Annotated in this window: 17 protein-coding genes and 5 pseudogenes; 14 read left to right on the top strand and 8 right to left on the bottom strand. The window is 73.5% G+C overall.

Annotated elements, in window-relative coordinates; translation table 11 throughout:
- Positions 1-408 precede the first annotated feature (408 nt).
- Positions 409-669: a hypothetical protein gene (locus IE313_RS35395; protein ID WP_229924852.1), complete on the bottom strand. Its 261-nt coding sequence runs from the start codon at positions 667-669 to the stop codon at positions 409-411.
- 582 nt (positions 670-1,251) lie between these two features.
- Positions 1,252-2,214, bottom strand: coding sequence for a zinc-binding dehydrogenase (locus IE313_RS22210; RefSeq protein ID WP_189934966.1), 963 nt, complete (start codon positions 2,212-2,214; stop codon positions 1,252-1,254).
- 161 nt (positions 2,215-2,375) lie between these two features.
- Here IE313_RS22210 and IE313_RS22205 point away from each other — a divergent pair, with 161 nt between their 5' ends.
- On the top strand, positions 2,376-3,026 hold the full coding sequence (locus tag IE313_RS22205) for a TetR/AcrR family transcriptional regulator (protein WP_189934964.1): 651 nt from the start codon (positions 2,376-2,378) through the stop codon (positions 3,024-3,026).
- A 307-nt stretch (positions 3,027-3,333) separates the two neighbouring features.
- Here the strand turns inward: IE313_RS22205 and IE313_RS22200 are convergent, their stop codons facing one another.
- Positions 3,334-4,164: an SDR family NAD(P)-dependent oxidoreductase gene (locus tag IE313_RS22200; RefSeq protein ID WP_189934962.1), complete on the bottom strand. Its 831-nt coding sequence runs from the start codon at positions 4,162-4,164 to the stop codon at positions 3,334-3,336.
- A 293-nt stretch (positions 4,165-4,457) separates the two neighbouring features.
- On the opposite strand from IE313_RS22200, the gene IE313_RS22195 reads away from it, so the two are divergent.
- Together IE313_RS22195 and IE313_RS22190 are read left to right on the top strand one after the other, a co-directional pair.
- Positions 4,458-4,883, top strand: coding sequence for an ATP-binding protein (locus IE313_RS22195; protein WP_229924851.1), 426 nt, complete (start codon positions 4,458-4,460; stop codon positions 4,881-4,883).
- Positions 4,880-5,425, top strand: coding sequence for a DUF6624 domain-containing protein (locus IE313_RS22190; protein ID WP_229924850.1), 546 nt, complete (start codon positions 4,880-4,882; stop codon positions 5,423-5,425). The genes IE313_RS22195 and IE313_RS22190 overlap by 4 nt, the downstream gene beginning before the upstream one ends.
- Before the next feature lie 44 nt (positions 5,426-5,469).
- Here the strand turns inward: IE313_RS22190 and IE313_RS22185 are convergent.
- Positions 5,470-5,805, bottom strand: a pseudogene (locus IE313_RS22185) (gfo/Idh/MocA family oxidoreductase); the annotation flags it as partial.
- Positions 5,806-6,094: 289 nt separating this feature from the next.
- Positions 6,095-7,084: pseudogene (locus IE313_RS22180) on the bottom strand (extracellular catalytic domain type 1 short-chain-length polyhydroxyalkanoate depolymerase); the annotation flags it as partial.
- A 473-nt stretch (positions 7,085-7,557) separates the two neighbouring features.
- On the opposite strand from IE313_RS22180, the gene IE313_RS22175 reads away from it, so the two are divergent.
- The 3 genes from IE313_RS22175 (at position 7,558) to IE313_RS22165 (ending at position 12,159) form a co-directional block, all read left to right on the top strand.
- Positions 7,558-9,942 carry a phosphoketolase family protein gene (locus tag IE313_RS22175; protein WP_189934959.1) on the top strand — a complete coding sequence of 795 codons (2,385 nt, stop codon included), beginning with the start codon at positions 7,558-7,560 and terminating at the stop codon, positions 9,940-9,942.
- A gap of 125 nt (positions 9,943-10,067) precedes the next feature.
- Entirely contained in the window at positions 10,068-10,991 is a 924-nt protein-coding gene (locus IE313_RS22170) for a universal stress protein (RefSeq protein WP_189934957.1), read from the top strand.
- A gap of 184 nt (positions 10,992-11,175) precedes the next feature.
- Positions 11,176-12,159 carry an Acg family FMN-binding oxidoreductase gene (locus IE313_RS22165; protein WP_189934955.1) on the top strand — a complete coding sequence of 328 codons (984 nt, stop codon included), beginning with the start codon at positions 11,176-11,178 and terminating at the stop codon, positions 12,157-12,159.
- 257 nt (positions 12,160-12,416) lie between these two features.
- Here IE313_RS22165 and IE313_RS22160 read toward each other — a convergent pair whose 3' ends face one another.
- Positions 12,417-13,283, bottom strand: coding sequence for a universal stress protein (locus tag IE313_RS22160; RefSeq protein ID WP_189934953.1), 867 nt, complete (start codon positions 13,281-13,283; stop codon positions 12,417-12,419).
- Between the two features lie 287 nt (positions 13,284-13,570).
- Between IE313_RS22160 and IE313_RS22155 the strand changes: the two genes are divergently transcribed.
- The 3 genes from IE313_RS22155 (at position 13,571) to IE313_RS22145 (ending at position 16,946) form a co-directional block, all read left to right on the top strand.
- Positions 13,571-13,996, top strand: a complete 426-nt coding sequence (locus IE313_RS22155) for an Hsp20/alpha crystallin family protein (protein WP_189934951.1) — start codon at positions 13,571-13,573, stop codon at positions 13,994-13,996.
- Between the two features lie 293 nt (positions 13,997-14,289).
- Complete coding sequence (locus tag IE313_RS22150; RefSeq protein ID WP_229924849.1) at positions 14,290-16,005, top strand: sensor histidine kinase; 1,716 nt, start codon at positions 14,290-14,292, stop codon at positions 16,003-16,005.
- Between the two features lie 272 nt (positions 16,006-16,277).
- Complete coding sequence (locus IE313_RS22145) at positions 16,278-16,946, top strand: CBS domain-containing protein (RefSeq protein ID WP_189934947.1); 669 nt, start codon at positions 16,278-16,280, stop codon at positions 16,944-16,946.
- Between the two features lie 42 nt (positions 16,947-16,988).
- Here the strand turns inward: IE313_RS22145 and IE313_RS22140 are convergent, their stop codons facing one another.
- Entirely contained in the window at positions 16,989-18,326 is a 1,338-nt protein-coding gene (locus IE313_RS22140; protein WP_189934945.1) for a nicotinate phosphoribosyltransferase, read from the bottom strand.
- Positions 18,327-18,644: 318 nt separating this feature from the next.
- Complete coding sequence (locus IE313_RS22135) at positions 18,645-18,926, bottom strand: DUF1876 domain-containing protein (protein WP_189934943.1); 282 nt, start codon at positions 18,924-18,926, stop codon at positions 18,645-18,647.
- A gap of 155 nt (positions 18,927-19,081) precedes the next feature.
- Here IE313_RS22135 and IE313_RS35390 point away from each other — a divergent pair.
- The 5 genes and pseudogenes from IE313_RS35390 to IE313_RS22115 form a co-directional block, all read left to right on the top strand.
- Positions 19,082-19,608 (top strand): annotated as a pseudogene (locus IE313_RS35390) (TetR/AcrR family transcriptional regulator); the annotation flags it as partial.
- Positions 19,609-20,513: 905 nt separating this feature from the next.
- Entirely contained in the window at positions 20,514-21,857 is a 1,344-nt protein-coding gene (locus IE313_RS22125) for a family 8 glycosyl hydrolase (protein WP_189934939.1), read from the top strand.
- Positions 21,858-21,998: 141 nt separating this feature from the next.
- Positions 21,999-22,337 (top strand): annotated as a pseudogene (locus IE313_RS35385) (GrpB family protein); the annotation flags it as partial.
- A gap of 62 nt (positions 22,338-22,399) precedes the next feature.
- Positions 22,400-22,575 (top strand): annotated as a pseudogene (locus tag IE313_RS35380) (IS5/IS1182 family transposase); the annotation flags it as partial.
- Positions 22,576-23,616: 1,041 nt separating this feature from the next.
- The gene (locus tag IE313_RS22115) at positions 23,617-25,593 is read left to right on the top strand and encodes an ABC transporter ATP-binding protein (RefSeq protein ID WP_189935248.1); all 1,977 of its coding nucleotides are present in this window, start codon (positions 23,617-23,619) and stop codon (positions 25,591-25,593) included.
- Positions 25,594-25,668: the final 75 nt, after the last annotated feature.

Raw genomic sequence — 25,668 nt, 5'->3', positions numbered from 1 at the left:
GACACCTGGCGACCGCGTGCCCCCGATCCTCCGGGTTCAGGCATTCCGTATACGGACAGCCGACGAGGCGTTCGAGGACCTCGTCCGCGGCCCTCGTCCGGACGCAGGGCCTGGGGTCGGTGTCCACGCGGCGATCCGGGTACGGATGTCCTTCTCCGTTCGCGTGCACGGACGTCCGGACGCCTCGCCGTACCTGCTCGGTGCACGTCCAGGCTCGCATGGCTCTCGTGGTCGAGCCTGCTCAGGAGCGTCCTGCGGTCCTCGGCCCGGGGCCGACGGTGCGACGAGCACCACGGCGAACGGGCACGTGGCGCCGGGTGGTGCGCGGGGTCGGGCCCGGCGGGAGGCCGGTGGTTCAGCGTCGAGGACGCTCCACGCCGTCCGGCTTCCACCGCGAAGCCGCGGGCCTCACGCGTAGTTGCGCGGTTGGGGCCACATCTCGCCCCAGGGGCGGTGGGGGCCCGTACAGACGTGGACATGGCCGCCCCATTCGACGTTGTGCACGCCGTCGGGGTTGGAGAGGACGGCGGCCACGCGGACGTGCCGGAAGTATCGGCGCAGATGGGCGGCGTACCCGGGAGCGTGGCCGGGGCCGGGGGCGAGGGCCACCACGGTCGTAGCGTGCGGGTTGCCGAGGCCCCACCACCAGTCGGTGTTGCGCGCGCTCACGGCGGCGGGCAGCCCGGTGCCGCGTGCCGAGTTCGTCGATGGCGCCCGCCTCACCGTAGTCCGGCGAGGCGGGCGCCGCGCCGTAGTCCGGCGCGAAGATCACCGCGTTGGCGCGCTGTCCGGCCGGCAGCCCGGTCCATACCTGCCGCAGGGTGCCGACCAGTTGGGGCCAGCCCGGGGATTTCCCCCCGAATGCGCGCTGATGCCGTACATCCAGGCCACATCGGAGGGCGGCAGCACCGGCAGCACGATCACGGCGAGCAGCGCGGCCGAGACGGTGGTTACGACCATCAGGCCGCGCAGCCGGTCCTCGCGTGAGTGCAGCCACCCGTCGAGTCCCACGGCCCCGGCCGCCAGTAGGCACACGTGCAGTACCCGGCGGCAGTCGCCGCCGGTGTGCGGAGCGGCCTGGCCAACGGCCCACCGGCGTTCCGTCCTCGGCGGTCTGCAACCGGGTCGGGCGGGCCCGTCGAGGCGTCGAGCGCTTCGACTGCTCGCGGTGGGCGTCGGTGCCGCGCGTCGGCCATGACCCGAGCGGGTCGCATCTCGTCACCCGGACCGCGAACGCCGCCACCGCCCGGTTCAGGGCACCAGGACAATCCTGCCGAACACCCTGCCCGCGTCCATCTCGCGGTGGGCCGGCACCGCCTCATCCAGCGGCAGCACCTGGTGCACGACCGTGCGCAGGTCCCCGTGCGCAGCCTCGGCGAACTGCGACGACCGCACGGCCTGCCGGTCGGGGCCGGGCAGGGTGTCAGAGCTGAAGGTGGTGAACGACAACGACTTGCGGAAGCCGTCCATCAGCCGCATGCCGAAGTCCGCCGGCGGCTGCCCGCCGACCACACCGACAGCCACGTACCGCCCGTTGGAGTTCAGCCTGTCGAGGAAAAGGGGAAGCCGGGGACCCCCCACGACATCGATCACCACGTCGAAGCCCGCCGGCGCGTCCGGGCCGTCCTCGCCGGAGCGGTCAAGGACATGGGTCGCGCCCAGGTCCCGCAGGCGGGCGCCACGCTCCACCGACGAGGTGGTGACCGCCACCGCGCCCGCGCCGGCCCTGGCTGCGAGCTGGACCGCCGTGATCCCGATACTGCCCGCCGCACCGCGCACCAGCACCGTCTCGCCGGGCGTGAAACGCCCCCGGTCCAGGGCGAAGTGGGCGACCACGCCGGAGCCCCCGAGGGTCACCGCGTCGGCACAGGTCAGGCCGTCGGGCAGCACGAGGACGTCCTCGACCGAGGCGACGGCCTGCTCGGCATACCCACCGGACAGACCGGTGAACGCCCACACCCGCCGCCCGATCCACGAGGCGTCCACGCCCTCTCCCACCGCGGTGACCCTTCCCGCGACCTCGCTGCCGAGGAGATGGCCCTCCCGGAAGCCGTAGGCGGCAAGCGTCCCCCGGCGGATCACGGCGTCCACGCCGCCTACCCCGATCGCCTCCGTGGCGATCCGCACCTGCCCCGCGGCGGGAACGGGTACGGGCACATCGACGACCTCCAGGCCATCGGGGTCCCCGAACGTCCTGATCACGACGGCTTTCATCTCTGCTCCTCGGGTCGGTGGAGAAACGGATCGCACCTGCTGCGGCCGTGCGTGTCGGACCGGCCCCCACAGCCGGGGCATCACCGGTGGAGCGCCGGGACGGCAGCACCGCCACCGGACCGTAACGGACGCCCCCGTCCGTTTGGGTAAAGTGAGAAACGATGACCAACCATCTGCCTCGGACCGTGCGCGTGCGCTCCGACGCCCGCGACAACCGGGCCCGCATCCTGGACGCCGCCCGCGCGGTGTTCGGCGAAGAGGGTCTGAGTGCGCCCATGCGCGAGGTCGCCCGGCACGCAGGCGTCGGCCCCGCCACGCTGTACCGGCACTTCCCGACCAAGCAGGCACTGATCGCGGAGACCTTCGCCGAGCAGCGGCGAGCCTGCCATGCCGCCGTCCGCGACGCCCTCGCGGACTCGAACCCGTGGCACGGATTCCGGAGCCTGATCGAGCGGATCTGCGAACTCCACGCCCACAGCCGGGGATTCGCCGACGCCTTCATGACCGCCTTCCCCGAGGCCATGGACTTCGCCGCCGACCGGCAGCGGACTCTGCACGTCGTCGGCGAACTGGCCCGCCGTGCCCAGGAGACCGGCCAGTTGCGTCCCGACTTCGTCGTCGACGACCTGATCCTCATGCTCATGGCCCACCGCGGACTCCAGGACACGCCGCGTGCCGCCCGGATCACGGCCTCCCGCCGCTTCGCCGCCTACGTGATCGAAGCGTTCGGCGCCGCACCGGGGACGAAAGCATCTACGCCGCTGCCCCCGACACCACGCCTGCAGCTCACACACTCGCCCAGCACGCCATGAATCCGTCACCCGCAGGCCCGTCGGTCCCCGCAGCCCGCCAGCCCTGTCGGGCCCTGCCGCCGCCAGGTCGGAAAGGGCTCAGTGCGGCGGCCGACCATGCTGCCGTGCGCCTTGCGGCCGGCGTGAGCCGGTGCCGTGGAGGGTGACGCAGCGCAGGGCGGTGCCTTCGTCCTGGACGTGTGTTCCCTGGTCGGAGCCCGTGTTCGGACTAGGGCCGCTGCCTCGTACGGCAGTCACCGGGCCGAGTGATCGAGTTCGCCGCACCGTTCGACGCCATGCGTTTCGACGCCATGCGTTGGAGATCAAGCTAGTAGCCGTCGGGCGCCGGTGCGTTCTGCGCGCGGTCGACGGGGAGATGTGCGCCCGAGATGCCGCTGGACCAGTCGGACAGCAGGAACGCCACCACGTGCGCCACCTCCTGCGGTGCGACCGGCCGGCCGCCCGGCAGCTCCGCCGACACGAACGCGGCGAATGCCTCCGGCTGCTCCGTGCGCATCCGGTCCCAGCGCCGTCCGGGGATGAGCATCGATCCGGGTGAGACGGTGTTGACCCGGATGCCGTCCGGGCCGAGTTCACGGGCCAGGGAGGCGGCCAGGTGGATCTGGGCGGACTTCGCGGCCCCGTACTGGGCACCGGGACCGGGTTTCCAGCCGGAGATCGAGGCGATCACCACCACGGAACCGCCGCCGGCGGCCCGCAGATGGGGCACGGCGGCCCTGATCAGGCGGGCGGTGTGGCCGACGTTCACCGCCCATGTCGCGGCCCAGTCGGCCGGATCGGACCGCTCCAGGCCGCCGCCCCTGGAGCCACCGGCGCAGGCGACCGCGCCGTCGAGACCATTGAAACGTTTCTCCGCAGCGGCCACGAAGTTCTCGAGCTGCTCGGGCTCGGTGACGTCGAGGGCCTGCGTGTACAGCCGCTCACGCGCCTTCGGATCCAGCGACGCGGCCAGCGCCGCCAGATCGCCCGCCGTGCGCGCGCAGGTGGCGACCAGGGCCCCCTCGGCCACCAGCAGTCGTACGATCTGCTCGCCGAGCCCCCGACCGCCGCCGGTGACCACCACCCGCTTCCCCCGTATGCCGGGACCCCGGCCGAGCCCTCGCGGGTGCTCGGGGGCCCGGCCCTCGCTCACATTCATCGCATAATCGAAACATACGGCGTAGACCATCGCTTCCCGATGGCACTGCACAGCGGGCCGTCACTACGCTCCACCAACCGGACAACCCCTGCACCACCTGGCACGCGCACCGTCGGATCCTGTTTGCTGCACGTACAGCCACTGCGGCTTCCCGCCCCCACCCGTGCTGCACGCGAAGAAGGACGACCCATGACGGCATCGGGAGCGCCTCGCCACAGGCCCTCTCCCCCACCTGCACGCCGCGCCCACCGGTCGGCACAGCGCACCTGGTCCGCACGGGACTGCGTGGTGAGGTGGCCTTGATCCCCCTGAGCAAGCCGCTGCTCTTCCGGACCGCCGTCCCCGCACACCCCTCGCACGCCTCCGGGGTTCGGCGTATGGTCACCGCGCACCTCAACCTGTGGCGCCTGTCCGAACTGCTGGACAACGCTGTCCTGGCGACGGCCGAACTGTTCGCCAACGCGGTGCGACACGCGAGCAGCCATCCCAGGGACGTCATCACCATCACCCTGGAGTGCACCGACCGGGAGCTGCGGGTGACCGTCGCCGATCCCTCCCCGATGCCGCCCCGGCCGCGGGCGCCGGACGCCTCCGCCGAGTCGGGGCGCGGGCTGTCGATCGTCTCCGCCCTGGTGGACGACTGGGGCACGGCGCCGCCGGACCCGCACAGCAACGGCAAGAAGGTGTGGTTCACGCTGTGCACCGGGGGCCGGGCATGAGCGACGCGGCACGGGCGGGCGGGTCGCGGCCGTTGCTGGTCCCCGCGCTGGTCGCCGACCTCGCCGCGGAGCTGGTCCGCAGGGCGGGAGAGGACCGCAGGCTGACGGGCGAGGCGGGCGGCGCGCACCGTGCGGCCCTCGTCAGACGGCTGGTGGCCGCCGGCCGGCGCGAGAACGGCGACGCGCTGAAGGCCATCGTCCACCGCCACGGCTGGCCCACCGCGCAGGCGGTCGGCGAGGACGCCTCGACGGCGGCGCTGATGATCCTGCTGCACACGCCCGACTTGTCCTTCCAGCTCTCCTGCCGTGATCTGATCGCGGAGGCCGCGGCGGACGGTGCCTGCCCGGCCTTGCACCACGCCTACATCGCGGACCACTGCGCGGTGGAGCTGGGCCAGCCGCAGTTCTACGGCACCCGTGTCAATCCCGCCACCCTGCGCCCCTACGAGATCCGCAATCCGCTGACGCTCGACGAGCGTCGGCACGACGTGGGGCTCGGGCCGCTCGACGCCCAGCTTCGGGCGCTGCGGCAGCGGGGCTGACCGACACTGCGGGGCCGGTCACGGGACGCCGGCCGGCCCGGCGGTCAGGTGCCGGGCGCGTCACCGAAGTCGTCGATCGGCAGCCGGGCGCCGCCCTGCCGTGCGGACTCGTGGGCGACGATGCCGGGCAGGGTGTAGCGGGCGGCGACCCAGGCGTTGACGGCCGGCAGGGTGCGGGTGTTGACGGCGGTCACGAAGTCGTCCGCGAGGAAGTGGTGGCTGCCCTCGTGACCGCTGGGCAGCAGGTCGAAGGCGCGCGGCAGCCGGGTCCTGTCGTGCACCGGCGCGGAACCGGAGGTGAAGGCCGTCCGCAGCGCCGGGTCGATGTGCTGGAGCGAGGGGTCGTCGGGCGGCAGGGTCGGCCTGGGCCGCAACTGCTCGCCGGGCGAAGTGCCCGGAGAACCGCCCTGCGCCGACGATGCCGAGGGAGAACGCCATGGGAGTCCCTCCGCTGGGCCGCGGTGGACGGGGGCGTCGAGCGGGGGCCGAGTCCATCGATGCCCTTCTTCCGGGGAGCGGAAACGGACTTCTGGCGCTGCGGCGGGGGGCGGTCGTGCACAACGCCTCCCGGCCGCTCCGTGGGCCGACGGGCGGCGCCGCAGCACGGCGCCGCCCGTCGGGGTCCGGAGACGACCGGTCCCACGGTGTCCCGCGCACTCCTCACAAGGAGCCGTCGAGCCCCCAGAACCGCGCCGTGTAGTAGCTGGAGCAGATCCGGTCCAGGTAGTAGGCCCCGGTCGTGCCGCACTGCTCGGCGCCCGAACCCGGGTCGACGGCGAGGCCGTGCGCCATGCCGGAGACGGTGTACGTCTCCACCGCCGGGCGTCCGCCGGCGTCCGGATACACCGCCCTGGTGGTGTTCCCCGGCAGGGCGGACGTGGAGGACGGCGTGTTGCTGATGCCCCACACGTTGGTCCACTGGTCGCGCGACTCGGTCGCGTTCGCGGGCACCACCGTGGTGTCGCCGGTGCCGTGCCAGATCGCCACCCGCGGCCAGGGCCCCGTCCAGCCGCCGGAGGCGTTGCGCACCAGGTTGCCCCAGGCCGCCGGCGTCTTGTTCACCGCGGTGTACTGGCAGGTCGTGGCGTTGATGAGGCTGGTGGCGCAGCCCGCGGGGATCCCGGAGTCGATGGCGCCCCCGGCGAACACGTCCGGGTAGTCGGCGAGCAGCACCGCGGTCATGGCACCGCCCGCCGAGAGCCCGGTGACGTACACCCGGCGCGGGTCGCTGCCGTAGTGCGCGATCGCGTAGGCCACCATCTGCCTGACGGAGAGCGCCTCGCCCTGGCCCCGGGTGTAGTCGCCCGGCTGGAACCAGTTGAAGCACGAGCTGATGTTGTTGACGGCGGTGGTCTGCGGGAAGACCACGGCGAAGTCGTCGGCGTCGGCGAACTTGGGCCAGCCGGAGTGGCCGTAGTAGTCGGTCGCGCTCTGTGTGCAGCCGTGCAGCGCGACGACCAGGGGCGCCCCGGACGGCAGGCCGTCCGGGAGGTAGGCGTACATACCGAGGTTGCCCGGGTTGGAGCCGAAGCCCGTCACCTGGGTGAGGCCGGCCGCCGACGCGCTCTGCGGGGCGCCGACCATCTGGATGAGCAGCGCCACCAACGCTGCCCACAGGAACCGGAGTCGGAAGCTGCGGGTACGGTCACTGACCGCCATGCGGCCCTCCCGTCGAGAAGGTAATGGGGGGTGCGACCCGGCGGCGGCGGACGGCGGCCGCGGCCGCGTCCGGTCGTGGCGGTGCCGTCCGTGCGTCCCGGACCGCCCCGGGTCTGAGCGCACCGTAGGCGCTTCGGGCCGCTCGGCAAGCGGACGCGGGGCACACACCTGACCCGTTCGGCCTGTGGTGCCCCGCCACACCCGGGGCCGCGGCGTACCGCGGCGCCGGGGCCGGCCGGGGCGCCCGGCTCCGGCGGGTCCGGTTTCGGACAGGCCGGTTTCGGCGGGGTCCCGGTTCGGACGGCCCGGATCCGGTCGGACCCGGTCCAGGCCGGGCCCGGTCAGGACGGGGCCCGGTTTCGGATCCGGCAGGGCGGCCACCCGGTAGCCCGACCGGCCCTGTCGCGGTCGTGCCGTGGGGGTAGTCGGTGGAAGAAGACGTGCATCCGTCTCTCACCACGGAAGGAACCCTCATGCTCGACGCCCCGGAGAAGACGACGGCGTGGCTCACGGACGACGAGGTGCGCCTCCTCGACGCCCACTGGCGGGCCGCCAACTACCTGGCGGTCGGCCAGATCTACCTGATGGCCAACCCGCTGCTGACGGAGCCGTTGCGTCCGGAGCACGTCAAACCGCGCCTGCTGGGCCACTGGGGCACCACCCCGGGGCTGAACCTGGTCCACACACACCTCAACAGGGTGATCAAGGCGCGCGACCAGGACGCCCTGTGCGTGTGGGGGCCGGGGCACGGCGGGCCGGCCGTGCTCGCCAACTCCTGGCTGGAGGGCTCGTACTCCGAGACGTACCCGGACGTCTCCCGCGACGCCCCCGGCATGGGCAGGCTCTTTCGGCAGTTCTCCTTCCCCGGCGGGGTGCCGAGCCACGTCGCACCGGAGACGCCCGGCTCCATCCACGAGGGCGGCGAGCTGGGCTACTCCCTCTCGCACGCCTACGGCGCCGCCCTGGACCACCCGGATCTGCTGGTCGCGTGCGTCATCGGGGACGGCGAGGCCGAGACGGGCCCGCTGGCCACGTCCTGGCACTCCAACAAGTTCCTGGACCCGGTGCACGACGGTGCCGTGCTGCCGATCCTGCATCTGAACGGCTACAAGATCGCCAATCCGACCGTGCTCGCCCGGCTGCCCGAGAGCGAACTGGACGACCTGCTGCGGGGCTACGGGCACGCACCCCTCCACGTGGCCGGTGACGACCCGGCGACCGTGCACCGCGCCCTGGCGCAGGCCATGGACACCGCCCTGGACCGCATCGCGATGATCCAGCGCGCCGCCCGGCACGACGGCGCGGCCGAGCGCCCCCGCTGGCCCGTGATCGTGCTGCGCACCCCGAAGGGCTGGACCGGTCCCGCCGAGGTGGACTCGCTGCCCGTCGAGGGCACCTGGCGGTCCCACCAGGTGCCGCTGCCCGCCGTCCGGCAGAACCCGGAGCACCTGCGCCAGCTTGAGTCCTGGATGCGCTCCTACGGTCCCCAGCAGCTCTTCGACGAGCAGGGGCGGCCGCGGCCCGAGGTGCTGGCCTGCGTCCCGCAGGGCGCGAAACGGCTCGGCGCGACCCCGTACGCCAACGGCGGCCTGCGCCTGCGCGAGCTGCCCATGCCTCCGCTGGAGCGGTACGCCGTCCCGGTCGAGGGGCCCGGCCGTACGACGCACGAGCCCACCCGGGTCCTCGGCGACCTGCTGGAGGAGGTCATGCGGGCCACCGCCGGCAGCAGGAACTTCCGGCTCCTCGGTGCCGACGAGACCGCCTCCAACCGCCTTCAGGCCGTCTACGGCGCCAGCGGCAAGGCATGGCAGGAGCAGCAGCTTCCGGTCGACGAGGACCTCGACCGGCACGGGCGGGTGATGGAGATCCTCTCCGAGCACACCTGCCAGGGCTGGCTGGAGGGCTACCTGCTCACCGGCAGGCACGGGCTCTTCGCCAGCTACGAGGCGTTCGCCCACATCGTCGACTCCATGGTCAACCAGCACATCAAGTGGCTCCGCGTGACCCGCAGGCTGCCCTGGCGGGCCTCCATCGCCTCCCTCAACTACCTGTTGACCTCGCACGTGTGGCGCCAGGACCACAACGGCTTCTCCCACCAGGACCCGGGTTTCGTCGACCACATCCTCAACAAGAGCCCGGAGGTCGTACGGGTCTACCTGCCGCCGGACACCAACACCCTGCTGTCCACCGCCGACCACGTGCTGCGCAGCCGGGACTACGTCAACGTGGTGGTGGCCGGCAAGCAGCCCTGCTTCGACTGGCTGACGCTCGACGAGGCGAACGCGCACTGCGCACGCGGCGCCGGGATCTGGCACTGGGCGGGCAACGAGGACGGCACCCGGGAGCCCGACGTGGTGCTGGCGTCCGCCGGCGACGTGCCGACGCAGGAGACGCTGGCAGCGGTCCGACTGCTCCGCACCCATCTGCCGGAACTGGCCGTCCGGATGGTCAACGTCGTCGACCTGGCGCGGCTGCTGCCCCAGGAGGAGCACCCGCACGGTATGAGCGGCGCCGACTACGACGCGCTGTTCACGCGGGACAAGCCCGTCATCTTCGCCTACCACGGCTACCCGTGGCTGATCCACCGCCTGGCCTACCGGCGCGCCGGCCACGGGCACCTGCACGTGCGCGGCTACAAGGAGATCGGCACGACCACCACCCCGTTCGACATGGTGGTCCGCAACGACCTGGACCGCTACCGGCTGGTCATGGACGTCATCGACCGGGTTCCGGGGCTCGCGGTGCGTGCGGCCCCGGTGCGCCAACTGATGGAGGACGCACGGCTGCGCCACCACGTGTGGATCCGCGAGCACGGGCGTGATCTGCCGGAGGTCGCGGACTGGAGCTGGGCCCGCTGAGGAGCCGCCGCCGGCCGGCGCCCGCACGGGCCGGGCGACCCCCCGGCGGGGACGAGCGGCCCCTGCCGCCGCGAGGCGGCCCGCCCCGACAGTGGAGAGCGGATCCGGTGCGAGGAGGTCCGCCGATGACCAGGAGCGTGGTGGCCGGGCTCGACGGCTCCCGGGAGAGCCGGGTCGCCGCCGAGTGGGCCGCCGACGAGGCGCTGCTGCGCGATCTTCCGCTGCGACTGGTGCACGCCTGGGTGTGGCAGCCCTACGCCTTTGCGCCGCCGGCCACGGTCCCGTCCTCGCCTGCCGGGGCCGGCGGCCGCGGCGGCAGGGCCGAACCGCTGCTCGACGCCGTACGGGACGACCTCGCGCGGCGTCACGCGGGTCTGCGGGTACGCAGGGAGCAGGTCGCGGGGCAGCCGGTCACCGCGCTGGTGGACGCCGCGCAGGAGGCCGAACTGCTGGTGCTGGGCGCCCGGCGGCTGAGCATGGTGGCCGGTTTCCTGGTGGGGTCGGTGGCGCTCGCCGCGGTGGCGCGCTGCACCCGGCCGGTCGTCCTGGTCGGCGAGCACGGCCCGGGCGGAAAGGCACCGGACGGCACCGGTGACGTCGCGAACGCCCTGCCCGCCGGGTACCGGGACGTGGTGCTGGGCCTGGACGCCCGCAGCCCGGCCGGCCCCCCGATCGCGTTCGCGTTCCAGGCCGCGGCGGTGCGCGGGGCACGGCTTCGGGTGGTGCACGGCGGCGCCCCGCCTGCCCCGGACGGCGACGAGAACGGACTCGTCCGGCCCCGGGGCGCGCAGGCCGGCGGGCAGCGGTCCGGCGGTGGCGTCGCGGAGGTGCTACGGCCCTGGAGCGAGGACTTCCCCGGGGTGGAGGTGGCCGAGCAGCCGGTCGTGGGCAAGGTGGCCTCGCACCTGGTGGACGCCTCCCGGGGAGCGGCGCTCCTGGTCGTCGGACGGCGGAACAGGCGGCTGTCCGCGGGAGGCCACATCGGTTCGGTGACCCACATGGTGCTGCACCATTCGGACGCTCCCGTCGCCGTGGTGCCGCACGACTGAGCGGCCGACGGGGCGCGGGGCGCCGCCGGATCGGGCCGCACCCGCACGCCGGGGACCTTCCGATCCCCGCCCGGGCCCCTCGGCCCCTTCCCGCACCGCGCGCGGGCGCCCACCCTTGAGACACGCAACCCGGCCGTCCGCGGAGGCGGGTCGCCCGGGGCACGCCGGCACGAAGGAGGACGCGGTGTCTTCCCCCACGCTCGATGCGCCGGACGTGGCGTCGCTGGTCGCGGACGCGGTCATGGCGCCCGCCCTGCAGAGCGCGCAGCCGTGGTTGGTGCGGCACGTACGGGACGGCGACACGCTGGAGCTGCGCACGGAGTCGTCCCGTGCCCTGCCGCACGACGACCCGGCGCACCGGGAGCTGCGCCTCGAGTGCGGTGCGGCACTGTTCAACCTGCGGGTGGCCGCCGCACACGGGGGCCGCGGGACCAGGACGGACCTGCTGCCCGATCCAGGCGACCCCGGCCTGCTCGCCGTGACCACCCTGCGGCCGCCCGGCACCGCCCGGGCCGATCTCGCCGCCCTGTACCCGGCCGTCCGGCGGCGGCACGGCGCGGACCACCCGTTCACCGGTGAGCAGATCCCCGCCGCACTCCTCGACGAGCTGCGCGGCGCCGCGGCGGCCGAGGGGGCCCGCCTGGCGTTCCCGGACGCCCGGCACGCGCAGGCGCTGCTGGACCTCGCCGAGGACGCCGAGGCCCCGGAGGCGTCGCGCACGGACGTGCACCGGCAGGTGGCCCGCTGGGCCAGGACGCACACAGACACCGTGTCCGGCGGCGGTGTCCCGTCCGCCGCGCCCGGGGCCGGCCCGCACGGCGGCGGAGCGCCGGTGGGCGACTTCCTCGGTGCCGGACCGCCTCCGGGCTGTGCCACCGCCGCGTTCGAGGAGGCGCCCTTCGTCGCGGTGCTGGGCACCCGTGAGGACGGCCCGCTCGACTGGCTCCGTGCGGGTCAGGCGATGGAGCGCGTGCTGCTGGCAGCCGCGCTGGACGGCCTGGCCATGTCGCTGGAACCGCCGGCCCTCAGGTGGCCGCAACTGCGCTGGGCACTGCGCGATCCGCTCGCGGGCATGGGCTACGTGCAGATGCTGCTGCGGCTCGGGTACGGAGCGCAGGAGCCGGCCGCGCCGCCCAGGCCGGTGAGTGAGGTGCTGTCGGTGGTGTGAGCACCGCCCCCGGGGCCGCCGGACCGCGTCCTCGGTCGTGGACCTCAGCCGCCCATGTGCGCTCTCGGTCGTGGACCCGGGTGGTCACCGGGCCGTCCTCCCGATCACGGCCCGGGGCGGGCAGGGCCTCGGGCGGTTCGGCGGCGGACGCGGGGCGGTCGGCGAGGTCCGCGGGCGCGGCGGCGAACCTGCGGCCCGCGGGAGCGGCGGGCGGGTCCTTTGTCCGGACCACGGGCCGTGCCCCCCGGTCACGGTCCTCAGTCGTGCGGGACCACGGCCACCGGAGCCTTCGCGTGGTGGACCACAGCGTGGGCGACCGGGCCGATGCGCCCCCGCGGGCCGTGCGGGCGGTTCCTGCGGCCGACGACCACGAGCCTGGCGTGCTGCGACGCCTCCACGAGCGCCTGTGCGGCGCGTCCCTGGCCGCACTGTCCGCGCACCGCGACCGCCGGGTACTTCTCGGCCCAGGAAGCGAGCGCCTCATCCATCGTCCGCTCGTGTTCGCCCATGCAGTCGGACCGCAGCAGCGATGTGCAGCCGGCCAGGTCGGGCCCGAAGAGGCCGGGGATCGACCAGGTGTACACGACCCGCAGACTGCCGCCGTACCGCTCCGCGGCCCGGAAGGCGAAGTCGAGGGCCTCGTCGTGGTGGCCGTGCGGGTCCCACCCGACCACCGTCTCGCCACCGGCGCGCGCGCCGGTGCGTGAGCGCTGCTCCCCGACCAGGACGACCGGCCGCCGGATGTGCGCCAGCACGCCCAGGGAGACCGAGCCCGCGACGAAGCCGGCGATGCCGCCGAGGCCCCGGGAGCCCAGCACCGTCAGCTCCGCCTCCTCAGCCGCCCGGCACAGCTCGGCGACCGGCTCGCCGTCCAGCTCTGCCGTCTCCACGGGAAGCGCCGGGTGGGTGCGGCCGAGTCCGTCGGCCAGCTCGGCGAGCTCCCGCCGGTCGCGCTCCCGCGCCGGGTCGGCCGCGTCCACCGGTCCCGGCCCGGCGGCGCCGGTGTCGCGGACGTGGACCAGCCGCAGTTCGAGCCCGCGGTTCGCGGCCTCGTCGGCGGCCCAGCCGGCGGCCGCGACGCTCTGGGGCGACCCGTCGACTCCCGCAGCGATGGTGCGCCGCATGATGTGCACCTCCGGTCCCGTTCGGCCACGCCCGTGGGCGGCCGCCGGCACGTCGGGCGGCCCCGATGCCAACGTCGCACCGGCGCGGCGCACCCGCTAGGGCCGGTCGGTCCCGCGTGGCGCCCGATCCGGCGCCGCCCCGGCAGCGGTCCCCCGGCGGGCCACCGGTGGGCGCGCCGGGCCCGGGGCGGGGACGTTCGGGCCGCACAACGGGCTGTTCGGCACCTGCACCCGGCCGTCCCGCGCGCTCGACTGGGAACCGCGGGATTGCGAAAGGAGGCAAGGCCATGAACGCACTCGCGCGCAAGCAGCGGTTCTCGTTCCCGGACCTGCCCGAGTGGTTCGAAGGGTTCCCGTCCCGGCTCGCCCTGCCCGGCATGTCCGATCTGTACGCGATGCGGATGGAGACGTACGCCGAGGGCGGCCGCTACGTCCTGCGTGCGGAACTGCCGGGCATCGACGTCGAGGACCTGGACCTCACCGTCGAGGAGGGTGTGCTGACCATCAGGGCCGAGCGCACGGAACACGACGTCGACAAGGAGCGCAGCGAGATACGGTACGGGACCCTGATGCGCAGCGTGCCGCTGCCCGCCGGGGCCGACGAGAACGACATGGAGGCCTCGTACGCCGAGGGGATGCTCACGGTCAGCGTGGGAATGCACAAGGAGGCGTCGGAGGCGAAGCACATCACGGTGCGCAAGCGCTCGATGTGAGCCGAACGGGCTCAAGGTGATCCGAACGGGCCCGGCGTGAGCCGGACGGACTCGACGCGAGCTCGACGGACCCGGCGCGAGCCGGACGGATCCGACGTGGGAAGTGCGGTGCCCGGGTGCCCGGTGGAGTGGGTGCGCCGGACACTGTGCGTGCGCGGCGCCGTCGGGCTCGGCCGGGACCCTGGTCCGGGCCCCCGCCTCGGGCCCGGCCGGTGGGCCCGTCGTGCCTGCTGCCGGTAGCGTGGCAGGTGAAGGCGGAGTCCGTCGGCCGGCCGGGCCGGGAGGAATCAGCGGTGGAGAGCTCAGAAGGCGTCCCCGTGCCACTGCCGCAGTTGAGGCTGGACGAGCTGCTGGAGGAGCTGCAGGCCCGCCTCGATGCCGCCCGCAGTACCCGGGACCGGGTGCACAGGCTGCTGGAGGCGGTACTGTCCGTCGGCAGCGAACTGGACCTCCAGCAGGTGCTGCGGCGCATCGTGGAGGCGGCGGCCGTGCTGGTCGACGCCAGGTACGCCGCGCTCGGCGTGATCGCGCCGGACGGCAAGCGGCTCTCCGACTTCCTGACCGTGGGGATCGGGGACGAGGAGATCGCCGCCATCGGGCACTTCCCCGAGGGCCACGGCATCCTGGGAGAGCTGATCAGGGATCCGCAACCGCTCAGGCTGGCCAAGATCTCCGAACACCCCTCCTCGTACGGCTTCCCCGCGCACCACCCGCCGATGAACACCTTCCTCGGGGTTCCCATCCGGGTCAGGGACCAGGTCTTCGGCAATCTGTACCTCACCGAGAAGCGCGGCGGGGCACGGTTCGACGAGGAGGACGAGTCCGTGCTGGCCACGCTCGCCGTGGCGGCCGGCGTCGCCATCGACAACGCCCGCCTGTACGAGGAGTCCAAGCGGCGCGAGCGCTGGCTGCGGGCCAACGCGGAGATCACCTACGGACTGCTGTCGGGCACGTCGCGCACCGAGGTGCTGCACCTGATCGCCGAACGCGCGCGGGAGATCATGGTCGCCTCGCTCGCCGTGGTCGCGGTGCCGACCGAGGACGGTGCGCAACTCACGGTGGAGCTGGCGATCGGGGAGCAGGCCACCGAGCACCGGGGGCTCGTACTGCCGGTGGAGGGCACCTTCATGGGCGCCGCGTTCACCGCGGCGGCGCCGGTGATCAGCCCGGACGTCGGCAAGGACGTCCGTGTCTCGACGGGCCCCCCGCGGTTCGCCGGCCTCGGGCCCGCGGTGGCGGTGCCCATCGGCACCGGCGCGGGAGTGCGCGGTGTGGTGCTGCTGGCCCGCCGGGCCGGGGAGACGGTCTTCTCCAGGAAGGAGACCGAGCTGCTGCTGGCCTTCGCGGGCCAGGCGGCCCTCGCCATGGAACTGGCCGACCGGCGCAGCGACGCCGAGCACATCGTGCTGCTGGAGGACCGCGACCGGATCGCCAGGGACCTGCACGACCTGGCGATCCAGCGGTTGTTCGCGACGGGGATGACCCTGCAGAGCGCCGGGCGCTTCATCGAGCACGCGGGGGCGCTGGAACGGGTGGACCGCGCCGTGACGGACCTGGACGAGACCATAAAGATCATCCGTTCGACGATCTTCGGGCTGCGCGAGCACGAGGAGGCCACCGGGCGGGGCCTGCGGGCCCGGGTGGTGCGTGCGGTGGGCGAGGCGGCCGGCGCCCTCGGGTTCGCACCCGCCGTGCGGCTGGAGGGGCTGCTCGACACGCAGGTGCCCACCGGCATCGCCGACCATGTGGTGGCGGTGGTCTCGGAGGCCCTGAGCAATGTCGCCCGGCATGCGGAGGCGGCACGGGTGGAGGTGGTGCTGCGCACCGACGGGCGGCGGGTGCGGCTGACCGTCTCCGACGACGGCGTGGGCATCCCGGAGCGAGGCCGCCGCAGCGGCCTGCGGAACCTGGCGGAACGCGCCGCCCAGCTCGGCGGCTCCCTGCAACTGGCCAGGCCCCCCACCGGCGGCACCACGCTCACCTGGGACGTTCCGCTGCCCGGGGACTGACGAGGGCTCCGGGCCCGGGCAGGCACACGGCGTGACGCTTCCCGCGCCTGGTGGGGGCGGCCGGGGTCGTCCGGACGGCGGGTTTGCCCCGTAGGGCCCTAAACGGCCGGAGGTGCCCGGCGGCACGCTTGGTGTGCGGCGGTATCGGGTGGGCAGGTGGGCCGGCCGCGGGCCGGGGTGCGTCCGGGTGCCGGGCAGCAACAGCTTCGACAGGGGCGGACCTCACGCTGCGACGGCCGGTTCGAGCGCGACGTGGACGGAGGAGATCACGGATGACGGCGGCACCGCACATCGTGAGTGATGTGATGACCTCCACCGCGGTCGCCGTGGGGCCCCGGGCAGCGTACAAGGAGATGGTCGAGCTGATGCGGCAGTGGGACGTCAGCGCGCTGCCCGTGCTGGAGGGCGAGGGCCGGGTGATCGGTGTCGTCTCGGAGGCCGACCTGCTGCTCAAGGAGGAGTACCGCACCGAGGACCCCCGACGAACCTCCCCCACGCTCGACGAAGCCGCCAAGGCCGCCGCCCAGTACGCCGAGGACCTGATGTCGACCCCCGCGGTCACCGTGCACGCCGACACCACCATCGCCGATGCCGCACGCATCATGGACCGGCTGCACATCAAAAGGCTGCCGGTGACGGACGATGCGGGTCTGCTGCAGGGCGTGGTCAGCCGCGGCGACCTCCTGACGGTGTTCCTGCGACCGGACGAGGAGATAGCCGAGGAAATCAGGGAGACGGTGCTCCCCTCGATGCCGGCGGCCGCACGGATGGAACTCTCCGTACGGGACGGTGTGGTCACCCTGGCCGGGCGTGCGCCGGACAGTGCGATGATCCCCCTGGTGACCCGGGCCGTGCAGGCCGTGGAGGGCGTGGTGGACGTCCGCTTCGGCGAGGCCGGGGGAAGCGGCGGCGCGCCGGACGCCGCCGGCCCGGCGACCTGATCCGGGACGGCGCACACCCGGAGGGCCGGCGGACGCGGCCGCTCACCCCAGCGGGGCGAGGTTCTCGCGCTCGATCCTGCGGCGCACGTCCTTCGTCAGCCGGCGCAGGGGTGCGGAGAACCTTGGGCGGGGTGGTTGCGGGTCCCGGATGCGTCGGGCCGCTGCGGGCAGGGACGCGAGATCGGCGGTGAACCTCTCGTGTGCCCGTGCGAGCGGCTCCGTGCCACCCGTCCTGCGGCCCCCGGCCATCACCGTCCCCAGCACCGGACGGCTCCCGTGCGGCGGCTCCTCGTCGCGCAGTGCGATGACGTCGGTGTGGTCCGCGGTCCGGAAGACCTGCTTCGCACCCGGTGCCGTGGCCTTGGCGGACGACAGCTTCATCACCGGCCGGCCGTCGTAGGCGACGAGCTTGTAGGCGGAGTCCAGGTACGGGGCGTCGGCCGAGACACCGACGCGGGTGCCGACCGCGAAGACGTCGACCGGTGCGCCGGATGCCACGAGGTCCGCCACCCGGTACTCGTCGAGGCCGCCGCTCGCCACGATGCCCACCTCGGGCAGTCCCGCGTCGTCCAGCGCCCGCCTGGTGCGCCGCGCCAGGGCGCCGAGGTCACCGGAGTCCAGCCGGACGGCGCAGCCGGGGCCGAGGCCGAGGTCGCGCATCACCCGGGCGGCCGTGGCCACGCCCCGGCCGGTGTCGTAGGTGTCGACGAGGAAGGTCACCGGACCCGGGTGGGTGCGGGCGAAGGCCCGGAACGCGCTCTCCTCGTCGGGGAACGCCTCGATGTAGGAGTGCGCCATGGTGCCCGTGGCGGTCAGCCCGTAGGCGGCGGCCGCCGCCACGTTGCTGGTCGCCGTGAAGCCCACCAGCGCGCCCAGCCGTGCCGCCTGCATGCCGGCGTCGATGCCCTGGGTGCGGCGCAGCGAGAAGTCCACGACCTCGCGGCCGTCCGCGGCGAGGACCGGGCGGGCGGCCTTGGACGCCACCAGCGTCTGGTGGCTGACCAGGTTGAGCAGGCACGTCTCGACCAACTGCGCCTCCGGCAGCGGAGCGGTCACCTCCAGCAGCGGCTCTCCTGCCAGCACGGTCCGGCCCTCCGGCACCGCGCGGACCTCGCCGGTGAACTCCAGCCCCAGCAGTGGTTCGAGGTCGCCGGGCGGCCGGTGCAGGGCCGTCGCGTACGCCTCGGTGTCCGCGCGGCCCACCCGGAACCCCGCGAGGTGGTCGAGCACGGACCCGAGACCGGCCGCGACCAGGAAGCCTCGCTCGGGCGGCAGGTCCCGGACGAACAGGCTGAAGGTGGCCGGTGCCGTCAGGCCCTCCTCGACGTACGAGAGCGCCATGGTGACCTCGTACAGGTCGGTGGTCATGGCGTCCGGCACGGCCCCTCCTCTCTGCGCTGCCGCTCCTGCCCCGCGCTGCCGCCCTTGCCCCGAGCCCTCGGGGCCCCGCGTCCGGCGCGTCCCGCGTCCCGCGTCCCGCACGCTCCTCCCGGCCGGGGCGCTGCGCGGTCCCCCGACCGGGGCGCGCACCGCCCTGCGTCCCCGGGCCGCCGGTGCGCACCGCCGGCGTCCCCGGGGGCCGCGCACGCCCCTCCCCCGCCGGCCCGCCATGGGCCGCGGCCGGCCGCGGCGTCGTGCCCGGTTCTCCCGGACCGCTGCCGCACCGGGGCCGTCGCGGGGCCGTCGCGGCCGACGGTGCTACATCGGCCAGGGAGCACCGCTGCCCTGCTGGGACGGTGCGTTCACGCTCTCGATGTCGCGCTGCGCCGTGCCCAGGAGCTGCTGGGCGATGTCGCGCATCGCCCGCCCGGCCGCCAGCTCGTCGCCGATCTCGGGTACGTCGCGATCGCCCGGGTTGCAACGGGCGAGGCCGTTGCCCACGACCGACGTGGTCCCGGTGTCCACCACGGCTCGTGCCTTCGTCGTGCCCTCGTCCTCGAAGAGGTGGAGGTGCACCTTCCACTCGGTTGTGTGCGTCATTTTTCCGCTCCTCGACGAGTGTCCGCGAGTGTCACGGCCACTGTCGAACGCCCCGCGGGCCCCCGTCACGGGGCCGAAGGTCCCCGCCGGCCCGACAGCCGGGCCGACCTGACGACGAGCGGCGCGCACGGGGTGCCGCCCCCGGTTTCTTGGACTTGCGGGTCCATGTTTACCGGGCACCTCGGGAGCCGCCGAAGGGCGAGGCCACTCGGGCGCGCGTCGTCGAGGGTGCGGCCGAGGTGTTGCGGGAGACGGGTGCCGCCTTGGCGAGGCTGGACGACATCCGGATGCGGACCGGCACCAGAGCCGGCTCTTCCACTACTTCCCCGGCGGCAGGAGGACCTCCTGCTCGCCGTCGCCCGGTACGAGGCCGACCGGGTACTGGAGGACCAGCAGCCCCATCTCGGCCGTCTCGACTCCTGGGATGCCTGGTAACGGTGGCGGGACGTGCTCGTCGAGCGTTACGTGACGCGGGGCGACATATGTCCGATGGGCTCGCTGTTCACCCGGATCGGGCGCTCCACGCCCGGGGCCCGCCATCGTCGTCGAGCTCATGCGGCAGTGGCAGGAGCACCTGGCCGCCGGGATGCGGACCCTCCGGCGCCATGGCCGCCTGCCGGACTCCCTCGACGTCGACGAGGAGGCCGCCGCGCTCCTCGCCGGGGTCCAGGGCGGGGTTTCGCCGGCACACACGATGCTCTCTGCCAAGGTCCGGCGGGCGCCTGCGCGCGAGGCCGGGCCAGTGGAGTTGGCCTTTCGTGCCCAGTGCTCGATGACCCACAGACGAAATGACCGCAGCGGGGCCTGGCGCACCCTTTCTCGAAGTTCCCACACTGGCGAGTTCGAATTTCGATCCGCCTATTGCCCACGTTTCCGCATGCCTTGGCTTCCCCTCGCGTGGTGGATCCGGAAGAGATCCGACGCAGATGGAACGGAGCAATTCTTCTGCCCGTATCCGATAGGGCGTCCCATCTGCTTGCGCAGGCGTGGGTTGGGCTGGTAGTGGGCGACCCCCACCAGGACATGCCCGAGGAGACGGTGAAGATCTTGGCATCGAGTTCGTCTGCGAGAGCGAGCAGACGTTCGGAGGCAAGATGCGCGGCAGGTCCGTAGCGTGTTGGGGGTGAGCCGGGTGGCGGGCGGGTGAACCGCCGGGCCGCGTCTCCTGCAAGATGATGCGCAGTCACATAGCGACCACGGAGTGAGAGATTCGGCTGCCGGCCCTGGCCGCCGCCCAATCCCCCGATAGCCGGTGGCACATGAGGTCGGGGGGCTGCGGCACCGAGTGCCGGACGGGCTCACGGCGAACCCGCCGTGAGCCCGTCACAGCAATTTGTTAAACCGTTGACGTAATTACGAGCGCTGAACTACGTTGTCACCCGGCCCTGACCGGGTGACAGCCGTGTCCGGGAGAACCCCGAGCGAGGCAACTCCCCCCCACGAGCCGCTCCACCCGGCCCTTCGGCACCGAAGGGCCCTTCAGCACACCCCTCAACCAGGGGCGCTGGCCGCCCGGCCGCCCTGCCTCTGGCCTGCCCTCAACGCGGCAGCCGGGCCACACCCGCACGTGAAACATGGAGGTGTCGTGTGAACAGAGCTGTGAACAAAGCGCGCAAGGCCGCCGTCGCCCTGCTGTCGGCAGCCGCCCTCATGGCGACCGCCCCGTCGGCCGCTCTCGCGGCCGATGCCCCCGCGCACGGCCGCGGCCTCGGGCACAACCCGGTCGGCGGTGTGCGCACCGGTCATTACCCGGACGTCTTCAGCGCCGCAGGCTACTCCAAGAAGGCCGTGGACGCCCGCATCGAAGCCACCTGGCAACAGTTGTTCCACGGTGACCCGGGGACCGCACCCACCCATGCCGACGGCCAGTCGATCTACTACCAGCTCACCCCGGACCTGGCCTACGTCGAGGACATCGGCAACCAGGACGTGCGCACCGAGGGCATGGGCTACGCCATGATGATCGCCGTGCAGCTCGGCCACAAGCACGAGTTCGACTCGCTGTGGAACTTCGCCAAGACGAAAATGCAAATCCAGAGCGGTGGCGAGAAGTACTACTTCGCCTGGCACACGGACACCACCGGCAAGGTACTCAGCACCGGCGTGGCTCCCGACGGCGACCAGTGGATCGCGGCGGCGCTGGCCATGGCCTCCGGCCGCTGGGGCGACGGCCAGGACACCTACGACTACGGGCAGCAGGCCAAGCAGATCCTGCACGCCATGTGGCACGCCTCCGACAACGGCGGCGTGAACATATTCGACGCGGCCAGCCACCTGCCCACCTTCTCCCCGCCTGGCGCGGTGGGCTACAGCGACCCGTCCTACGCGCTGCCGGCGTTCTACAAGGTCTTCGCCGCCGCCGATCCGACGGACAAGGCGCTGTGGGACCAGGCGTACACCGCCGGCGAGAAGATGCTGCAGAAGGCACCGAACGCGCAGACGGGCCTCGCGCCCTGCTACGCCAACTTCGACGGCACCCCCTACATGCGGCCCGGCGAAACGGTCGACGACAACGCCTACGACCACAACTTCCAGGAAGACGCCTGGCGGGTCATCGCCAACGCCAACGTCGACGCCTCCTGGTTCGGCACCAAGCCGTGGCAGACGAAGTACTCCAACACCCTGGAACGCTTCTTCCAGGGACAGGGCGTGACCACCTACGTCAGCCGCTACCACCTGGACGGCACACCGCTGACTGCCGGCCAGAACACCTACGAGCCGGCGCACGCCCAGGGCCTGGTGGCCATGAACTCCACCAGTGCGATCAGCGCCAACGCCGCCGACCGCAAGGACTTCGTCCGCGACCTGTGGAACACCCCGATCCCCTCGGGCCAGGCCCGCTACTACGACGGCATGCTCTACATGCTCGGACTCCTCTACGACAGCGGTCAGTTCAAGGACTGGACGCCGCAGGCGCACACCCACCGCTGAACGAGCGGCCGCCGACGCCGTCAGGAGCGCCGGCGGCCCGTTTCTCGCCCACCTCCCCCGCTGCGGACCGGGTGCCCGGTCCGCAGCGGGCGTGCCGGCTGGACGGAAGTCCGGTGGACATCGCAGCGTGTGCTGACCACGATGACAGCCGTGTCCGAGCCCAGCGCCGGCCACGTAGCCGACCATGACCCGAGCCGGCCCCGGCAGGCCGCTACTGCCCTCGATGCTCTCCGGGCAGCGGCACCTGGGCCGTTCGTGAGGATCGAGACCATCGGCTCAACCTCTGTGCCGGGATTGGCGGCCAAGCCCGTCATCGATCTGATGGCCGCCGTCCACGGCCTCACGCACGCCGCGCCCCACCAGGCGGCGCTCGCCGACCTCGGCTTCCACCCGCACGACGACGGGATGACTGACCGACTGCTGGACATCCGCGCAGACGGCGGGGCCCGCAGCCATGTCCTGCACGTGGTGACCTTGGAGAGTTGGCCCACCCGGAACCAGCAAATCTCCCGGGACTGCCTGCGCGCCCACCCCGGAAGAACCTCTCGGCCGGGCAGCGAGCCGCCATCGGCCCCACCCCGAGACCCGAGCACTCGGCGAACAGGCCATGGCGACTCTGAGGACCTGGCGACTCCTGCACAGGCTGCCATGCGGCACCACTCGCATCACCGACCTGGTCAAAGCCGTCCTGAGCCGCCACCTCGCACCAGCAGTACGAGGTGGGAAAGACCTCAGTGTCGCGGAGTTCCTGGCGTACCGGCTGCTGCACTTCTACGGCAGGGGCCGAAGAGGGTCTGAGACCCTGCCTTCTGGATACAACCCCTCTGCTCGAAGGGGCGCGCCCCGAGTCGCCCCTGGCCGACGGCTTGAGCGGTGAATTCTGCGACTGAGCCCCCTCGGGCCCTCTGAATGCCCATAATTCGGCTGCTGGGTGCCGCGGTGGGGGCCGTGCACGCCTGGCTGATGTCCGAGGCGCGGGCACCGGCGGCGCACACCGGCCTGCTCGACGAGGCACGGCGGTCGCACCTGGCCGCCGCACGCCGGCGCATGAACGAGGTCATGGGCCTCGTCGAAGGCGAGTTCCCCGGTGTCGTCGTCCACCGCGCACTGCGCGCGGGGCGCGCGGTGGACATCCTGCGGGCGGTGTCGCGCTCCGCCGCGCTGCTCGTCGTCGGTGCGCGCCCGGCGCGGGAGCCGGGTCGGCCATCGGCTCGGCCCGGTGACGCACGCGATGCTGCACCACGCGCCCTGCCGGGTGACCGTGGCGCCGCACCCCTGAGCCGCCGGCCCACCGGCCGGTGGCGGGCACCGCACCCGCGACCGCCACCCGGTCCCGGGCGCGCACGCCCCCGGGACGACCGGGCACCGCCAGACCACCGCCGCCGCGGTGCCCGTGCCCGGCGCGGCGGCACGGGGCGGCCGGCGATCGAACGGGACCGCCCACCGTCGCCCGCCCTCGCACCAGCCGCCGTTCGACCCCCGTCCGGGGATGGAACATACGTCCACGATCTGCCCCCGCGCGGCCCGTTACGGGCGGCCCGCCGGGGCGTTCTCTAGAGCACGTGTACCCATCCGCGCACCCTCCCGGAGGAACCGTGTTCTCCGCTCCCCATGCCCCGCCCCGCCCGGCCCGTTCGAACACCGGCCCGCTCCCGCCATGGGCCGCCGGCCCTGCCCGGGCGTGCGGTTGAGACCGCACCCGGTCACCGCAGGACGCCCGCAGGAACCCGTGGAAGGAGAACAGGAGCAGATGGCGAGCATGCGACGCCGCGCACCGCGCGGCGGGCGGCAGCGGATCCACGAGGCAGAGCCGAGCGAAGGAGAGGAGCTGCGGTTCATCGACAAGACCGGCAGCCGGGAGCGGGCCGCGCGGCAGATCCGGCTGCTGGACATGGCGCGGCGGCTGCCCCGGCTGGTGCGCCGCTCGGTCGCGCTTGCCTGGGAGATCGACCGCTGGGCCGCCCTGGGACTGCTGGTCTGCCAGGCCGCCTCCGGCGCGATGCAGGCGCTCGGGCTCCTCGCGGTCAGCGGAACGCTCGGCGCCCTGCTGGCCGGCGGCGACGTCTACCAGCGGCTGCTGTCGGCGTGGCCCTCGCTGGCGATGCTGGGCGGTGCGGCCGCGCTGCGGGCCCTGCTGAGCATCATCGTGGTGTGGCTGTCCTCGCGGTTGGGCCCGCAGATGTCGCGGGAGGCGGAACGCAGCCTCGTGCAGGCGGTCACCAGGGTCGAGTTGTCCGCCTACGACGCGCCCGGCTTCAACCACCGCAAGGAGGCCGCCGACCGCGGTGCCGAGGTCGCCCAGGACCTGGTGGCCGAGGGCCAGGACCTGATCGCCTCGCTCGCCTCCCTGATCGCCGGGGCGGGGGTGCTGACGGCGCTGCACCCCGCACTCCTGCCCCTGCTGGCGCTGGCCAGCTTCCCGCAGGCCGTGGCGCAGATCAGTGCGGCGCGGGTGCGGTACCTGGCGCGGCTGCGGTCCAGCGGCGACCTGCGGATGCTCGCCATCCTGCGCTGGCACGTGTGCGACCGGTACGCCGCCGACCAGATCCGCGCGGGCACCATGTCCGACTTCCTGGTCGACCGCTACCGGCGGATCACCCGGCGCATCAACGACGCGGACCGGCGTGCCGCGGACACCGGCGCCTGGATGTCCCTGCTGGGCGCGGTCTGCGGCGGACTGGCCTCCGCCGCGGTCTGGGCCGCGGTGGTGTGGCTGCTGGCCACCGGCCGGATGAGCGTCCAGCACGCCGGCACGGCCGTCTTCGCCCTGAGCACGGTCGGCACGGCGCTGCGGGGCCTGGTCTCCGGCGGGGCCCGCATCATGCGCACCGGCCTGTACATGGACGACTGGTCCGATTTCCTGCGGGAGGCCGGCGGCTACGGCATGTCGCGCGGCACCACCGTGCCGGCCGAACCCCGGGAGATCGCCGTACGCGACCTCGTCTTCCGCTACGAGGAGGCGGCCCAGGACGCGCTGCGCGGTGTGTCGCTGACCCTGCGGCGCGGCGAGGTCGTCGCGCTGGTCGGCTACAACGGCAGCGGGAAGACCACGCTGGCCAAGGTGCTCAGCGGGCTCTACCTGCCGACCACCGGCTCGGTCACCTGGGACGGCGTCCCCACCGGCGACCTCGACCCGGACGCCATGTGGTCGCACGTGGCCCTGGTGCCGCAGGACTACGCGCGCTGGCCGCTCACCGCCCGCGAGAACATCACCCTGGGCCAGCCCGTCCCCGGCGGCGACGAGCGCATCCACAGCGCGTGCGCCGCGTCGGGCGCCGACGAGGTGGTCACCGAGCTGCGCTCAGGTCTGGACACGGTGCTGGCCCGCGACTGGCTGGGCGGGCAGGAGCTCTCCGGTGGCCAGTGGCAGCGGGTCGCGCTCACCCGCGCGTTCTACCGCCCGGCCGGCCTGCTGGTCCTCGACGAGCCCACCGCGGCCCTCGACCCGCTCGGGGAGCACCGGATCTTCGCGGGTCTGCGCGAACTGGCCGCCACCCGTGCCGTCGTCCTGATCACGCACCGCCTGACGAACGTCGCCGTCGCCGACCGCATCCTGGTCCTGGACAAGGGTCGCGTCGTCCAGCAGGGCACCTTCCCGGAACTCGTCGCCGAGGACGGCCTCTTCCGGGACCTGTGGGCCTACCAGCACACCAGGCAGACGGCCGGGCCCGCCGGCGCCCCGCCTCCGGTCGCGCCCGCGCCCGCCCTCGCACCCGGGGAGCAGGACGCGTCCTAGTCCGGCGCGGTGCAGGCGGGCGGCGCCCGGGCCGGCGCACCCCGGCCCGGGCGCACCGCCGGGCACCCCGTACCA

It is taken from the genome of Streptomyces sulfonofaciens, from assembly GCF_014656295.1.
GTDB classification, from domain to species: domain Bacteria; phylum Actinomycetota; class Actinomycetes; order Streptomycetales; family Streptomycetaceae; genus Streptomyces; species Streptomyces sulfonofaciens.
This window is presented reverse-complemented; position numbering and strand designations above follow the sequence as displayed.

Coding starts and splice junctions, on each gene's coding strand:
- IE313_RS22210 (WP_189934966.1), bottom strand. CDS start 2,214: ATGAAAGCCGTCGTGATCAGGACGTTCGGGGACCCCGATGGCCTGGAG.
- IE313_RS22205 (WP_189934964.1), top strand. CDS start 2,376: ATGACCAACCATCTGCCTCGGACCGTGCGCGTGCGCTCCGACGCCCGC.
- IE313_RS22200 (WP_189934962.1), bottom strand. CDS start 4,164: ATGAATGTGAGCGAGGGCCGGGCCCCCGAGCACCCGCGAGGGCTCGGC.
- IE313_RS22190 (WP_229924850.1), top strand. CDS start 4,880: ATGAGCGACGCGGCACGGGCGGGCGGGTCGCGGCCGTTGCTGGTCCCC.
- IE313_RS22175 (WP_189934959.1), top strand. CDS start 7,558: ATGCTCGACGCCCCGGAGAAGACGACGGCGTGGCTCACGGACGACGAG.
- IE313_RS22170 (WP_189934957.1), top strand. CDS start 10,068: ATGACCAGGAGCGTGGTGGCCGGGCTCGACGGCTCCCGGGAGAGCCGG.
- IE313_RS22160 (WP_189934953.1), bottom strand. CDS start 13,283: ATGCGGCGCACCATCGCTGCGGGAGTCGACGGGTCGCCCCAGAGCGTC.
- IE313_RS22155 (WP_189934951.1), top strand. CDS start 13,571: ATGAACGCACTCGCGCGCAAGCAGCGGTTCTCGTTCCCGGACCTGCCC.
- IE313_RS22145 (WP_189934947.1), top strand. CDS start 16,278: ATGACGGCGGCACCGCACATCGTGAGTGATGTGATGACCTCCACCGCG.
- IE313_RS22135 (WP_189934943.1), bottom strand. CDS start 18,926: ATGACGCACACAACCGAGTGGAAGGTGCACCTCCACCTCTTCGAGGAC.
- IE313_RS22115 (WP_189935248.1), top strand. CDS start 23,617: ATGCGACGCCGCGCACCGCGCGGCGGGCGGCAGCGGATCCACGAGGCA.